The organism is Rhizobium sp. T1470, assembly GCF_042140505.1.
In the GTDB taxonomy this organism is placed as follows: Bacteria; Pseudomonadota; Alphaproteobacteria; order Rhizobiales; family Rhizobiaceae; genus Rhizobium; species Rhizobium favelukesii.
On record NZ_CP148093.1, the window covers coordinates 126,163 to 139,346 of the forward strand.

The 13,184-nt window shown below is 59.8% G+C and carries 15 protein-coding genes and 1 pseudogene; 11 read left to right on the forward strand and 5 right to left on the reverse strand.

Annotated features, from left to right (window positions below; genetic code table 11):
- Positions 1–455 precede the first annotated feature (455 nt).
- The 7 genes from WGT02_RS30295 (at position 456) to WGT02_RS30325 (ending at position 7,133) form a co-directional block, all read left to right on the forward strand.
- A complete protein-coding gene (locus WGT02_RS30295) occupies positions 456–1,271 on the forward strand; it encodes a MurR/RpiR family transcriptional regulator (protein ID WP_208245833.1) in 816 nt (271 codons plus the stop codon).
- 74 nt (positions 1,272–1,345) lie between these two features.
- Positions 1,346–2,494 (forward strand): ABC transporter ATP-binding protein, encoded by a 1,149-nt coding sequence (locus WGT02_RS30300; RefSeq protein WP_208245835.1) that lies wholly within the window; start codon positions 1,346–1,348, stop codon positions 2,492–2,494.
- A gap of 1 nt (position 2,495) precedes the next feature.
- Positions 2,496–3,446, forward strand: coding sequence for a carbohydrate ABC transporter permease (locus tag WGT02_RS30305; protein WP_208245837.1), 951 nt, complete (start codon positions 2,496–2,498; stop codon positions 3,444–3,446).
- Complete coding sequence (locus tag WGT02_RS30310) at positions 3,443–4,276, forward strand: carbohydrate ABC transporter permease (protein WP_208245838.1); 834 nt, start codon at positions 3,443–3,445, stop codon at positions 4,274–4,276. Before WGT02_RS30305 ends, WGT02_RS30310 begins: the two co-directional genes overlap by 4 nt.
- 39 nt (positions 4,277–4,315) lie before the next feature.
- Positions 4,316–5,572 (forward strand): ABC transporter substrate-binding protein, encoded by a 1,257-nt coding sequence (locus tag WGT02_RS30315; RefSeq protein WP_208245840.1) that lies wholly within the window; start codon positions 4,316–4,318, stop codon positions 5,570–5,572.
- A gap of 61 nt (positions 5,573–5,633) precedes the next feature.
- Positions 5,634–6,422 carry a phosphodiesterase gene (locus tag WGT02_RS30320; RefSeq protein WP_024318109.1) on the forward strand — a complete coding sequence of 263 codons (789 nt, stop codon included), beginning with the start codon at positions 5,634–5,636 and terminating at the stop codon, positions 6,420–6,422.
- A 45-nt stretch (positions 6,423–6,467) separates the two neighbouring features.
- Positions 6,468–7,133: an HAD family phosphatase gene (locus tag WGT02_RS30325; RefSeq protein ID WP_263623143.1), complete on the forward strand. Its 666-nt coding sequence runs from the start codon at positions 6,468–6,470 to the stop codon at positions 7,131–7,133.
- 9 nt (positions 7,134–7,142) lie between these two features.
- Here WGT02_RS30325 and WGT02_RS30330 read toward each other — a convergent pair whose 3' ends face one another.
- The gene (locus WGT02_RS30330) at positions 7,143–7,427 is read right to left on the reverse strand and encodes a LexA family transcriptional regulator (RefSeq protein ID WP_225039569.1); all 285 of its coding nucleotides are present in this window, start codon (positions 7,425–7,427) and stop codon (positions 7,143–7,145) included.
- 28 nt (positions 7,428–7,455) lie between these two features.
- Between WGT02_RS30330 and WGT02_RS30335 the strand changes: the two genes are divergently transcribed.
- The 3 genes from WGT02_RS30335 (at position 7,456) to WGT02_RS30345 (ending at position 10,170) form a co-directional block, all read left to right on the forward strand.
- Positions 7,456–8,571 (forward strand): IS630 family transposase, encoded by a 1,116-nt coding sequence (locus tag WGT02_RS30335; protein ID WP_208245192.1) that lies wholly within the window; start codon positions 7,456–7,458, stop codon positions 8,569–8,571.
- 656 nt (positions 8,572–9,227) lie between these two features.
- Positions 9,228–9,494 carry a MobA/MobL family protein gene (locus tag WGT02_RS30340; RefSeq protein ID WP_208245844.1) on the forward strand — a complete coding sequence of 89 codons (267 nt, stop codon included), beginning with the start codon at positions 9,228–9,230 and terminating at the stop codon, positions 9,492–9,494.
- Between the two features lie 175 nt (positions 9,495–9,669).
- The gene (locus WGT02_RS30345) at positions 9,670–10,170 is read left to right on the forward strand and encodes a hypothetical protein (protein ID WP_208245846.1); all 501 of its coding nucleotides are present in this window, start codon (positions 9,670–9,672) and stop codon (positions 10,168–10,170) included.
- A gap of 381 nt (positions 10,171–10,551) precedes the next feature.
- Here the strand turns inward: WGT02_RS30345 and WGT02_RS30350 are convergent, their stop codons facing one another.
- Both WGT02_RS30350 and WGT02_RS30355 read right to left on the reverse strand, forming a co-directional pair.
- Positions 10,552–10,884: a hypothetical protein gene (locus tag WGT02_RS30350; protein WP_208245848.1), complete on the reverse strand. Its 333-nt coding sequence runs from the start codon at positions 10,882–10,884 to the stop codon at positions 10,552–10,554.
- Positions 10,885–11,259: a hypothetical protein gene (locus tag WGT02_RS30355; RefSeq protein ID WP_339151189.1), complete on the reverse strand. Its 375-nt coding sequence runs from the start codon at positions 11,257–11,259 to the stop codon at positions 10,885–10,887.
- A gap of 5 nt (positions 11,260–11,264) precedes the next feature.
- On the opposite strand from WGT02_RS30355, the pseudogene WGT02_RS30360 reads away from it, so the two are divergent.
- Positions 11,265–11,740 (forward strand): annotated as a pseudogene (locus tag WGT02_RS30360) (DUF6118 family protein).
- Here WGT02_RS30360 and WGT02_RS30365 read toward each other — a convergent pair.
- Both WGT02_RS30365 and WGT02_RS30370 read right to left on the reverse strand, forming a co-directional pair.
- Complete coding sequence (locus WGT02_RS30365; protein WP_208245850.1) at positions 11,695–12,309, reverse strand: pyridoxal-phosphate dependent enzyme; 615 nt, start codon at positions 12,307–12,309, stop codon at positions 11,695–11,697. The pseudogene WGT02_RS30360 and the gene WGT02_RS30365 sit on opposite strands and share 46 nt — an antisense overlap.
- The gene (locus WGT02_RS30370; RefSeq protein WP_269148187.1) at positions 12,198–12,548 is read right to left on the reverse strand and encodes a pyridoxal-phosphate dependent enzyme; all 351 of its coding nucleotides are present in this window, start codon (positions 12,546–12,548) and stop codon (positions 12,198–12,200) included. Before WGT02_RS30370 ends, WGT02_RS30365 begins: the two co-directional genes overlap by 112 nt.
- Positions 12,549–13,184: the final 636 nt, after the last annotated feature.

The window sequence follows — 13,184 nt, forward strand, 5'->3', positions numbered from 1 at the left end:
AAACGGTTTCATTCATTAAAGTGGTTTCCGACTGCAGCCCCGGATCGTTCATCCACATGATCGAAACACGGCTTTGAAACAGCCATTTATCACTGGAGAGGGCGACATTCTCCTCTAATGTCGACCATCCGGGGGCGCCCTTGAGGTGAACGGCCGGATGCAAGAAGCCCACATCGCCGATCCCATCAATTCGGTAAGACAGCTCGCCGCGAGCGCATCGCGCAGGTGATTGGCCCGCGGGTCCTCATGATGCCCTTCTCGGCGGCCAGAATTTCATTCAGGACGTGTTGTCGCGCACCTCGATATTTTCCTGCTGCAGGATCCGGTTTCCGGCAGGGGCAGTATGTATAGGGCCTATTTTTTGGGTGCGACCATGATATCTGTACTGACATAGTCGGTTGCATGAAAGTGACTGTTGCTTCTTCTTCGGCATCAAAGGAACCTTGTCTTTGGCAATGAACACCAAGTCAACAGCGGCACGGCACGAGAGCATCCTGGTTCGCTTGCAGGAGGACATCGATCTTCTTCCGAATGCGCTTGCTCGCATAGCAAAGTACATCCTGGAAAACCCTGAAAAGGTGCTGCACCAATCGGTCGCGGAGTTAGGCGAGTTCGCAGGAAGCGGCGAAGCGAGCATCGTGCGACTTTGTCGACAGATCGGTTTTTCCGGCTTTCGCGATTTCAAGCTGGTACTGGCGGCAGAGATCGGCCGCCCGGGCCTGCCTTCCGCTGGTCCTGAACATCGAGACGCCGCCCTGCAATCGCTGCATGACACCATGTCACAAAATCTCGGGATTGCGCGCACCAATGCCGATCCTGAGACGCTTCAGAAGGTCGCCGCGGCGCTTGCGGCAAGCAGAAGGATCGATCTCTACGGAGCCGGCATGTCGGGTCTGACGGCGGAACTCCTTGCCTACCGGCTGTTGCGTGTCGGGCTGACGGCCGTGGCGTTCAGAAATGCCAACATGGCTCACGAAGTTGCCAACGGGCTTGGCCCCGGATGCATGGCGATTGGTCTTTCGATCTCCGGTCTGTCTGTTGATACGGTGCAGTTTCTGAAAGGCGCCCGCACTGCGGGGGCAATAACGGTCGCCATTACCAACCCCGCGCGCAGCCCACTCAGCGAGGCGGCGGATTTTACGCTGCAGGCTTCGGGCCTTCACGACCGCCCGATCGGCGGTACGCTGACCCCAATGGCCGGCAAGATCTTCGTCATCGAGAGCCTCATGCTGGCGCTCGCGCAGGCGATGAAACGGTCGGCCCGGAAGTGAAACAAAACTCCATGCTTGTCATCAATATGAAATAAAACGCCATTACAGCTGCCAGTAACCGAAAGGATCTCGGAATGGCAGCTTTAGACCTCCACATAGATACGATCAGCAAGCGCTATGATACGACGGATGTGCTCCGCGACGTGTCGCTAAGGGTAGCCCAAGGGGAGTTTGTGACGTTGCTTGGGCCGTCCGGCTGCGGAAAATCCACGCTTCTGCGCATCGTAGCGGGGCTGGAGCGCGCAGATCAGGGGCATGTGGGGATAAGCGCGAGGCGGTTGGATACCGTCGCACCGAAAGATCGGGATCTCGCGTTTGTGTTCCAGAGCTACGCGCTTTATCCGCATTTGAGCGTCTACGACAATATCGCCGCTCCATTGATAATGCGCGAATTGACAAGCTTGGAACGGCTTCCGCTCATCGGCGCTCTGCTGCCTGGGGCGGTCCAACGTAACCGCTCGATCGACGAGCGCGTCCGCCAGACCTCGGCGCTGCTCAAACTCGATGCGGTGCTCGACCGCCGGCCGGCAGCGCTCTCAGGGGGGCAGCGCCAGCGCGTGGCTCTGGGACGCGCTATGGTCCGCAAGCCGAAGATCTTCCTGATGGACGAACCTCTGGCAAACCTGGATGCCGCCCTGCGCATTCACACTCGGAGCGAGATCGCCCGGCTGCATAAGGAAATGGGAACGACGACGTTATTCGTGACTCATGACCAGGCCGAGGCGGCAGCGCTTTCGGACCGTATCGCCATCATGTTTGGCGGCGAGATCCGCCAGGTTGCAAAGCCTGCCGATCTCTATCGCGATCCGGCCGATCTCGACGTTGCTCGGTTCCTGGCCCAGCCGTTCCTGAACGAACTGGCTGTGACCGCTCCGATCGGCGGCGGGCTAACGATCGGCAACAGCAGGATCATCATTCGCGACGCGCTCGGAACCAGAGATGCCGGCACGCTGGCTTTCCGACCGGAACATGCGTCGCTGATTGACCCGGACCGGCCGGGTGCGCTGCAGGTTCAGGTCTCGCGCATCGAGCACGCTGGGACCGACGCTTACGTCTTTGCCGATGGTGAGGTGGGTGCGCAGTTCGTCATCCGGACCACGGCTGAACGCGCGCAATCATTGCGTGGCGGCGAGACCCACGGACTGGACATCGATTCTGAAAAGGCATGGTTCTTCCCGTCCAACGGGTCGCGCCAGCGTCGCGACCATAGCTGGGCAGCTTGATATGGCCGTGGTCAACGACGTTCCGGTCAGCGCCTTGGCTGGCGTTTCGATCAACCACAACTTCACGCGCGCCCAGACGCGAGCCGGCCTCATTCTGGTCCTGCCGGCGAGTGTGTTGATTGCCGCCCTCTTGATCGGCCCGGCCATAGTTGTCTTCATCCTGTCCTTCACGGACGCTTCGCTCGGTTTGGCCGCTGCTCGGTTTGTCGGTCTCGGCAACTATGTTCTCATGCTGACAGATCCGGGCTTTGCCCACAGCCTTCGCAACACAGCACTCTATGTACTTGTCGTCGTGCCGACATCGATCGGGTGGGGGCTTTTGGTGGCTCTCCTGATTGCCCGATCGCCTTTTGCTGCGCTTTATCGAATGGCCTATTTCCTTCCCGTGGCGGCGACCCTTGTGGCGCTCGCCACTGCATGGGAAGCAATCCTGCATCCGAGCCTCGGTTTCGCAAACTCTCTCCTGCAGCTTCTGGGCGCCTCTCCGGTCAGGTTTTTGTCCGATCCGGCAACGGCCATCTATGCGCTTGCGGCAATCGGTGTCTGGCAGATGGTGGGATTCAACATGATCCTGTTCCTGGCCGGCCTTTCGACCATTCCGAACGAGCTTTATGAAGCCGCGGCAATCGATGGGGCGGATAGGGGAGTGAAACGCTTCCTGCTCGTGACCTGGCCGATGCTGGCGCCAGTGACACTATTCGTCACTGTGATGACGATCATCCGTGCATTTTCGGTCTTCGAGACGGTTGCAGTCCTCACGCGGGGCGGACCGATGAAGTCCACTTCGGTCATCCTCTACAGTTTCTACGAAGAAGGCTTCCGTTTTTTCCGGGTGGGATATGCATCGGCGATCGCGGTATCCTTCTTTGTCTTCGTGACCGTGTTGTCGCTCGTCCAGATGCGGATCTCCGAGCGCCGTGCGCGCGCAAGCGCCCATGGAGGCCAGTCATGATTGTTAGGCAATCTCCTGCATCGCGCCTTGCAGCGCATGCCCTTCTCGCAAGCGGCGCCGTCGTGATGGTCTTCCCGTTCTTCTGGATGCTGCTGGCCTCGCTGACGCCGCAGAGCCAAATATTCAGCGGCAGCATTTTACCAATCCCGACCTTTAGCGGTGCAATCGAGAATTATAGCACCGTACTTTCGGCCATCCCTCTTCTGCGTTTCATGGAAAACGGCATTGTCGTATGCATCTCAATTCTTGTCCTGCAGATCGCGGTTGCCATTCCCTGTGGTTATGCGCTTGCCAAGCTGTCCTTCCCGGGTCGCCCGATCCTCCTCGGGGCCGTCCTTCTCGGACTTCTCGTGCCGGTGCAAGTCCCGACTATTCCAATCTATATCGGGCTTGCAAAGTCTGGGTTGCTCGACAGCTATCCCGCTTTAGTTCTGCCCTGGATCATCTCGGCCTTTGCCATATTCCTGTTCCGCCAGTTCTTCGTGACCTTTCCGGACGAGGTACTGGACGCTGCGCGTCTCGATGGCTTCAGCGAACTGTCCATCGCGTGGCGGATCATGCTGCCTGCGGCCTGGCCGGCTGTTGCCTCCTTTTCGATCTTCTCCATCGTGGCGCATTGGAACGATCTCTATTGGCCGCTGGTGGTGACGACAAATCCCGACATGATGACGCCTTCGCTTGGCATTGCCTATTTCCGGCAGGCGGGCGAGGGCGCCGGTAACGTCGGGGCACTGATGGCCGGGGGCGTTCTCGTAACCGCGCCCTTGGTCATTCTTTTTCTTCTCATGCAGAAGCATTTTATCCGGGGCCTGGTGCTCGGCCGACATTAGCTCCGTTCCAAATCCAATCTCAAACCTTAGGAGAGCAATGTGAGAACACTTGCAACGATCCTTGCCGCCAGTATCACAGCAGCGCTAGCAGCCATGCCGGCGCAAGCCGAGACTAAACTCGACGTCTTTTATGCCTGGCCCGAACATGAAGTGATCCATAAACCGATCGCCGATCGTTTCATGGCGGACCACCCGGACGTGAAGATCAGCTTCCGGGCCGCGGCGCCAAGCTACGATGAAGCTGTTCAGTCGCTGATCCGCCAAAGCATGGCGGGCGAGTTGCCGGACGTCCACTACGTCGGCTTCAATGTGCTGCGACCGCTTGTAACGCGCGGGCTCGTAAAACCCATCGACGATCTCGTCTCCGCCGATCATCTGGCCAACAAGGGCTATACGGATCAAGTCCTGTCGCTCGCCAAGATCGACGGACACGTGTATGGTCTGCCATTCGCCATGTCGACGCCGGTCGTCTACCTCAACGCCGATCTTGTTAAAAAGGCCGGCGGCGATCCAGCCAAGATCCCGACGGACTGGGAAGGCTTCATTGCGCTTGCCGCCAAGATCGGAGCGCTGGGCGACAGTACTTCCGGCATGTACTACCAGCTCGGTTCTGACGACTGGTCGACGCAGAACCTGGTGCGCAACTTCGGCGGCCAGATGATGGACGACAAGGAGAGCGATATCGCTTTTGACGGTCCCGCCGGGCAGGCTGCGGTCAAGCTCTTCAAGCGATTCCACACCGACGGTGCCCAGCCGGCGATCGACTCGAATGCCGCGCGCCAACTGTTCACCTCCGGCAAGCTTGGCTTCTTCTTTGCCTCAGCCGGCAGCGTCAGCGGCTTCGAAAAGGAAATCGGCGATCGCTTTGCGCTGAAGACGGCCCAGCAGCCGCTCGGCGCCGACAACGCCACAATGCCAACAGGCGGCATGGTGGCCGTTATCCTGACTGACGACAAAGCCAAACGCACCGCCGCCTGGGACTACCTCAAGTTCGCGACAGGCCCGGAGGGCCAGACCCTGGTCGTGCCGAATACCGGTTATATGCCGACCAACACCCTTGCGCTCGATGAGGATCATCTCGGCGCCTTCTACGAAAAACACCCAAACTGGTATACGAGCGTGCTCCAGACGCCGCGCGCACGCCCGTGGTTCTCGTGGCCGGGTGATAACGGCGTTGAGATCGGGCAGGTCCTTCGCGATGAGATGACGGCCATCGCGCTGGGATCCAAGGAGCCGGACGAGGCCCTTGCAGATATGGCGATCGAGGTCCGCGCTCTTCTGCCCAAGATAAATTAGTTCTTCCAGGGGGATGCGGCGCAAACCGTGCCGTGTCCCTTTGCTTCAAACGGATTTCCCCATGAAACTCATTCACTTGACCGACTTGCACCTTGTGCCGCCAGGCGCCATGCTCTTCGGCTTTGATCCTGCCGAACGACTGAGCAAGACCATCGCACGCATCAACCGCGATCACGCCGATGCCGAACTCTGTGTCGTCACCGGCGATCTCACCGACGAGGGAGATGCCGCCGCCTACGACCTGCTGCGCGACGTGCTTCAGGAACTGCGCGTGCCTACGAGGCTTCTGCTTGGCAATCACGATCACCGCGCGAATTTTCTCAAGGCATTTCCTGACGAGCCGCGCGATAGGAACGGCTTCGTGCAGTCGGTTCATGAAAATTCTGCGGGACGCCTCATCTTCCTTGACACCCTCGTTGAAGGGTTCGGACATGGATCCTTGGGCGACGGTCGGCTCGAATGGCTGCTGGCGCGCCTGGCCGAGAGATCGGATGTACCAGTTTATCTCTTCGCCCACCATCAGCTGCAGCCGATCGGCATGGCGCATTTCGAGCCTTGGAACACCGAGAACTGGCGTTCGATCATGGAGGCGATTGTTGATGCAGGCAACGTGCGGCACATCTTCCACGGTCACGTGCATGTCGATGTCGGCGGCACCTGGAGCGGCATTCCCTTCAGCGCAAGCCGCGGAGTGGCGCATCAGATCGTCCCACATTTCACCCGAATGGACGCGGAATTCGTCGAGAATGCGCCGGCCTTTGACGTCGCGCTGATCGACGGCGACGGCGTACTCGTGCACCGCTTCGAGGTCAGCGACAAGAACGTCGTCGCGGTGTCTGCGGCCGGTTAATTTTTTCGAGGACAAGAAATGAAAAAAGAACAGCAGGCATTCGAGTTGGTCATCTTCGATTGCGACGGCGTCCTAATCGACAGTGAGACACTTGCAAGCCGCATCGACGCCGAGGAACTTACACGCCTCGGCTACCCCACTTCTTACTCTGACGTGGTGCTGCGCTTTACCGGTCTGTCGTCGGCGACCATGCGGAAGATGGTCGAAGAAGACTGGGGCCGTGCGCTGCCGGACGACTTTGACGCAATGGTGCAGGCTCGCATCAAGGAGAGCTATCGGACGGAACTGCAAGCGATCGCCGGAATTGATAACCTCCTGCATCAATTGCCGTCACCGCGCTGCGTCGCGTCGAGCAGCGCCCCTGAAAAGCTGAGGCTCGGTCTTGAACTAACGGGGCTGTTGCCGCACTTCGAACCACACGTGTTCAGTTCCGTCATGGTGAAGGTCGGCAAGCCGGCGCCGGACCTCTTCCTATTCGCTGCAGCCAAGATGGGCGTTGAGCCTGCTCGCTGCGTCGTCGTGGAAGATAGCATTGCTGGGGTTCGAGCAAGTGTAGCGGCTGGGATGACGGTGATCGGTTTCACGGCAGGCGGTCATTGCCTTGAGGACCACGGTCAACGACTGCTTTCGGCCGGCGCCGCGGTCGTTGCGCGATCGGCTGAAGACCTGGGCGCGCTGCTAACAACTAGTACCGCGCCACAGAGATTATGACGGGTTGGGTTATCGTAGAATGGGCAAGTCTTCTGGTGGGATGAGAAGTTGGATGCTGCGTGCTGCGCCTGGCACGCGGGATATAAATCCTGCCTTCTCGAGGGTCAGCACCATCTGGTGAACAGACGGAGCCGTAACGGCGAAGTGGCGACGCATGTCGGCTTCGGCCGGAGGCTGTTTGAAGATGCGGCTGTAGGCGTAGATGAAGGCCAGGTACTGGCCTTGGACTTGCGTAAGGCCATGTCTTGCCGTTGCGGCTTGCGGGTCAAGTGAGGGACTCATTTTCGGATTCATCTGCGTCTCCGCGCTGAAGGAGGTGTCGATGAATATAAAGTTTCACGTAGAGCTTAGCCAATCGGAACGTGATCAACTGGCCGTTTTGTTGAGCGGGGGACGCCATGCGTCGCGCAAGATCAAGCGCGCCCAGATCCTGGTGGCGGCGGACGAAGGCTTCAGCGACGAGGTGATCGCGGCAACCTTGAACGTCAGCGGATCGACGATTTACCGGACCAAGCGCCGGTTTGTGGAAGCCAATCTGGAAGGCGCGCTCAGTGAAGAACCGCGCCCGGGTGTTGAGCGCAAGCTATCGAGCAAGGAGGAGGCGCTGTTGGTGGCGACCGCCTGCTCAAAGCCGCCGCCCGGGCGAGCCCGCTGGACCCTGGAGCTTCTGGCCGATGAGATGGTCCGACTCACCGATCATGACGAGTTGTCCTCGGAGACCGTACGTCGCCGGCTGGCTGAGAATCATCTCAAACCTTGGCGCAAAGACATGTGGTGCATCCCAAAGCTCGATGGGGAATACGTCGCGCGCATGGAGGATGTTCTCGACCTCTACGCAGAGACGCCTGATCCACAAAGGCCCGTGGTCTGCTTCGACGAGAGCCCGACCCAACTCATCGGCGAAGTGCGCGAGCCCATTGCGGCCAAGCCTGGCCAGCTTGAACGCTACGACTGCGAGTATCGCCGAAACGGCACGGTCAATCTGTTTGTCTTCATGGACGCCCACCAGCCCTGGCGCAGGGTGAAGGTCACCGATCGGCGAACCAACCAAGACTTCGCCCAGTGCATGCGCGAACTGGTCGACGTCGATTATCCCGACGCCCCGATCATCCGCGTGGTGATGGACAACCTCTCCACCCATTCCGCCGGGGCGCTTTACGACGCATTTCCAGCCCCGGAGGCTCGAAGGGTGCTGAAGCGACTGGAGTTCCACCACACGCCCAAGCACGCCAGTTGGCTCAACATGGTCGAGATCGAGATCGGTGTCCTGCGCAGCCAATGCCTCGACCGTCGTATCGACAATAAAGACACCATAATCGCCGAAGTCGCAGCCTGGGAGCAGCAACGCAACGCTAATGGCGCAAAGATCCAATGGATGTTCACAACCGAAAAAGCCCGCCAAAAGCTCCGCAAAGCTTACCCCGTCAAAGAGTCATAATCTCTGTGGCGCGGCACTAGCGAAGTTCGCCTGAGAGCCAGGATGCCAGAAAGCTGATACCGCAGCTTTTCCTTCTACCCCGACCGTCGGGCATCCACGTCCCATTCGCAACGCCAGCTCTGGATCTTGCGCTCCAGCAGTCGCACCCCCCCTTTTTCTGTAAAGGTGTCCTGCTAACCCAAGTGTGGGGGCGGCGCCCAGCCTTGTGAGCGGTACCGTTTACCCCATTCGGTTCTTCTCAAGGATGTACGTTTGAGTTTTGTGGCCATACTCTCGAAAACATGTCACCATTGTGTAGCAGTGCGTGAGCTCTGCACAGATGCGTAGGAGTGGTAGAAAGTTCAACAAAGGGACGTTTGAAGATCAAAATGGGCTTCAAGAGGAGTTTGTCCGTGTCGAACTTCCTAGACCCGCAAGGTCACGATCACCACAAAGGCCGAACTAAGGGCAGTTCTCGATAGCCCATTCGAGAGGTTCGTCTTTTTGGGCGATCTCGATGCGGTCTGCTCCTATGAGAACGGTATCATCAAAGCTGCCAAAGCGATTGAGGTTACGAGGGCGCACTTACGAGTTGCTGCGCAACTCAGCGCGCCGGCCAGGAGGCCGGTGGCAATTGGCGAAACGAGATCGGGGCAACGGCGTTGGCGATCTACCATTTGAACGCAAAAATCGTCTCCCGATCAAAGGGCCACAGGGCTGTCGCATCTGCCGCCTACCGTTGCGCCGTTCGCCTGACAAACGAACATGACGGCATCACGCATGACTACACCCGCAAGGAAGGGGTGTTGCATTCGGAAATCGTCCTGCCGGAGGGCGTCAAGGCCGATTGGGCGCAAGACCGTTCGTCTTTGTGGAATGTGGCGGAGTTTGCCGAGAAGCGCAAGGACGCCCGTGTCGCCCGCGAATTCGAGATTGCCGCATGAGCTGACGAAAATGAACGGGAGTTCGCGCCGGGCGACCGCATCGTATTCCTTGAGAACAATCGCGACCTTGGCGTGAAAAAAGGGATGCTTAGCACCGTGCAGACCGTCTAGCCGCACGCAGTTCAGCTCGACGGACATGCGGGGAACGGATGGTCCGCGCGTCGTCGGTGTACCGATGAATGATTACCAAGCCATTGATCATGGCTTTGCGACGACGCTCCACAGAAACCAGGGCGCGCCGGTCGACCGCGCCTATGTGCTGGCGTCGGGCGCGATTGACCGCCATCTCGCCTATGTCGCCTATGTCGCCATGACCCGGCACAGGGACGGGGCGCAGCTTTATGCGGCGCAAGATGAATTTACCGACCGTCACGTCGGCGTCTTGGTCGAGCATGGGGCCGCGCCTCACGAGCACAAGGCCGGAAAAAGCCGGAGCTATTTCGTGACGCTGGAGAATGCGAAGGACGAGCCTCATGCGACTTGGGGTGTCAATCTTGAGCGGGTGATCGCCGAGGCTAGGCCGGCGATCGGCGACAAGATCGGACTTCAGCATATGGGTGCGGAGCCGGTTCGGCTTCCGGACGGCACCACGACCGAGCGCCATTCGTGGAAGGTGCAGGAAGCCGGCGAGCTGGCCTATAGCCAGCTTGAGCAGCGGCTGTCGCGGTCGGGGTGAAGGAAACGACGCTCGACTATTCCCGCGACTTTAACGAGCGACGCGGGATCGCGGAGCAATTGGGTCTCTGCAGCGAGATCGACCTTGCTTCCGCCCAGGAGCTGTTGCACGACGTCACCTCTGGCCCATCCAGGACAGGAGCAGCAGGACCGGCCATCTGAACGTCGGCATGTTTACGAGGAACGCGCCGACGATCTGTTCGCGGGCGCGAGGATCCCCGACGGCAGGAAAGCTATGGCCGGGGGGCGATCGCGAGTTTGCTGTTGGATCAGTTGCAGCCGAGCCTGAGCACACAATTGCGTCACGCGGCCATAAGCAGGCCGAGAAACGGCCGCAGAGAGCCGAGACGCAAAAGCGCAGCATGTTTCGCAGGCCTCACGCTCAATGCGGCGCCCGGAGCCGCACAGGAAAGCGGGCGGCCACGCAGGCGGGCGGCCGGGCGGGGAAGAGAGTTTGCCGCCAGCTCCCGCGCAGGACCGGCTCGCGGAGCGGGTGCGGCCGCTTTCGGGCTTCGAACAGGCCGTCGATCATTATGCGCGGGCGCTCAGCGCCGCCGACAAGCAGCTTCGACATCTGCCCGTTCTTGAAACGCAGAAGCAGGAACTGCGTGTAGCATCCGAACGTCTCGATCAGGCGCGGCCGGGATCGCGTCGCCGGCATGGACCGGGAACGGGCGGCGCTTTCCGACCCGAACGTCAGGGCCGATCGCTTCATTCAGCGCTGGCAGAAATTGGAAGCCGAGCGCCGGACGTTGACGAGCGGCTGGCATGTCGAAGCACGGGCAGATGAAAGATGACGGAAGACTATCGCGCCGCGGCCCGGCACGAGCAGGATCGGGAAGGCCTGGAGCCGGAAGCATTCACCGAGGGGTGACGCCGGCGATCCTGCCGCCGCCTTCGAGACCTGCGGGTGACAGTGGGAGAGCTTGCCGCCGACCTCGGCCGAGAAATGACGACGATCCGCAAGGGCGTCGAAACCGCCTTCGACTAGTTCGAGCGGCAGGGAGCGCCGGTCGATTACAGCGCCGATCTCGGCCGCATCGTCCAGGGTCTCGCCGCGGTGGGCGAACGCCTGCAGGCTATCGAGCAAAGCCCATTCTCCAGCAGGGTGCGGAGCACTACGCCCGCGCCCTCGAGCGCAGCGGCGAGGGCCTGGTCCGCACCGCCGTTCAGCAGGTCGAGTGGCAGGCATCCGACCTCGAGCGCATTAGCGGTGTTCTTGCCTCCCATGACAAGAGCGCCTTTCTCCGGAGGATCAGGACCTGGCGCATGTGGACGGCCGGCGGCTTCGGCATCATCGCCGGTATCTCCCTGCTTCTCATCTTGCACGCTTCCTGCCGTTTTCCGCCGACAGCCACGTCGCCAGTCTCGTCATGGGCCGCAATCGCATCGACGCCGGCTATGCCATGGTCGAGGCGGTCGATCCTTTTACGGTCAAGAAGATGAAATGGGGCGGCCAGTTCTACGATGCCGGCGGCGGGGAGATTTCCGCGCGCCTGGAGAAAGCCAGGCAGATCGGGAAAGATCAGAAATGCACCGTCACCGTGCCGGCACCGGAGAAGGAGCAATGACCGAGGCACGACCGGTCGAGCGCCGGATTTACGATGCTGGCCGCACAACACGGGATCGAGCCGAGCGGCTTCCAATCGACGAGTGGGCCGACCAGGTTACCCGTCTTTCGGATGCCGAGGTTTCGCCCGATCCGGTGATCAAGGCGAGATGGTCCGGCCAGTGCCGTTGCAGCGGAGGGCTCGACGTCAATACCACAGGTTGAGTGCAGCCGACGAAGCCAGTCAAAGGCTTCCGCATCGCCGATGGTGTATGTGCCGGCCAAACGGTCTGAGAGCAGAGGCGCGACAAACATCGAAGCCGCTCCCACAGCGAGGCCATCGAGTTCCGTGCGGTTGGTCAGTGCGATGTCATAGACGGAGACCGCCTTGCCAGGCCCGCTCAGCATCCGCACCAGCATGCACGGAGAGTCAGTCGGTTCAGCGAAGAAGCAATATACGTGCGGACCGAATATCAGCTTTAGCCCATAGCTGATGCCGCCGGGTGCGCCACCAACCCCGCACGGCAGATACACGAAGAGCGGATGCTCAGAATCCACAAGCACACCCGCGGCAGCAAGTTGATCTGCCAATTCAAATGCTGCACAGGCAAGCCACTGAACAAATCGACAGATTTCTCGTCGTCGACAAAATATGCGCTTGGATCGCGTAGGGCTGTCTCCCGCCCGCGCGCGACTGCTTGGCCGTAGTCACCTGCGTGTTCCACAACGGTTGCGCCATCGTCTCGCAGCCGCTGCTTTTTCCATGCCTTGGCATCGGTGGACATGTGCACGACGGCCTGAAAACCCAGAGCTGCGCCACATAGACCGATGCTAAGCCCAAGATTGCCAGTGCTTCCGACGACGACGGAGTGCTGCGCAAATTAATTGCGCGTTTCGGAGGACGCCAGCGGCAGGAGATCCTTAACCGGCTCAATCAAATCGTTTTGAATTGCCAGTCGTTCGGCGTGCGCGATTACCTCGTGGAAGCCACCACGCGCCTTTATCGAGCCGGCAATCGGCAAAACGTGATCCGCCTTGACGAGCCACGGTCCTATCGGGGCGGGTTCAATCCCAATGATCGGAAGTAGGGGCGAGTAGATGGTGGCTTTCCGGTTCCGGAGTGCCTGAAGAGCGTAAGGATCAACCTTTCAGATCGGCGCAGCCGGTCCCGAGCCTCGGCAACTTGCAGGGTCACCTCCGGAACATCCTTGGGATAAGCCTGCGCCCCGTCATTTAGCCACAGCCAAGGGCTGCGACCCTGGGGACGGCTGAGTGCATCTGAAGGTATGGTTCCGCTCGTCCTGATGTTTCCTTCTACAGGGAACGGCTAGTCGAGATACCGTCCCCAGAAATCTTGAAAACATGTGTGTCCCGAGTTGTTGTGGTATAAAAATATCTCTTTATAAAGAATATTATTTGCCTATCATCTGGGGCGAATGCTCGCTAAAGTACGAGAGACTGGAAAA

What these genes read in the sequence shown, in the direction of transcription:
- WGT02_RS30345 (WP_208245846.1), top strand. Translation starts at nt 9,670, where the DNA reads ATGAATGATTACCAAGCCATTGATCATGGCTTTGCGACGACGCTCCAC.
- WGT02_RS30335 (WP_208245192.1), top strand. Translation starts at nt 7,456, where the DNA reads ATGAATATAAAGTTTCACGTAGAGCTTAGCCAATCGGAACGTGATCAA.
- WGT02_RS30310 (WP_208245838.1), top strand. Translation starts at nt 3,443, where the DNA reads ATGATTGTTAGGCAATCTCCTGCATCGCGCCTTGCAGCGCATGCCCTT.
- WGT02_RS30350 (WP_208245848.1), bottom strand. Translation starts at nt 10,884, where the DNA reads ATGAAGCGATCGGCCCTGACGTTCGGGTCGGAAAGCGCCGCCCGTTCC.
- WGT02_RS30305 (WP_208245837.1), top strand. Translation starts at nt 2,496, where the DNA reads ATGGCCGTGGTCAACGACGTTCCGGTCAGCGCCTTGGCTGGCGTTTCG.
- WGT02_RS30320 (WP_024318109.1), top strand. Translation starts at nt 5,634, where the DNA reads ATGAAACTCATTCACTTGACCGACTTGCACCTTGTGCCGCCAGGCGCC.
- WGT02_RS30330 (WP_225039569.1), bottom strand. Translation starts at nt 7,427, where the DNA reads ATGAATCCGAAAATGAGTCCCTCACTTGACCCGCAAGCCGCAACGGCA.
- WGT02_RS30295 (WP_208245833.1), top strand. Translation starts at nt 456, where the DNA reads ATGAACACCAAGTCAACAGCGGCACGGCACGAGAGCATCCTGGTTCGC.
- WGT02_RS30300 (WP_208245835.1), top strand. Translation starts at nt 1,346, where the DNA reads ATGGCAGCTTTAGACCTCCACATAGATACGATCAGCAAGCGCTATGAT.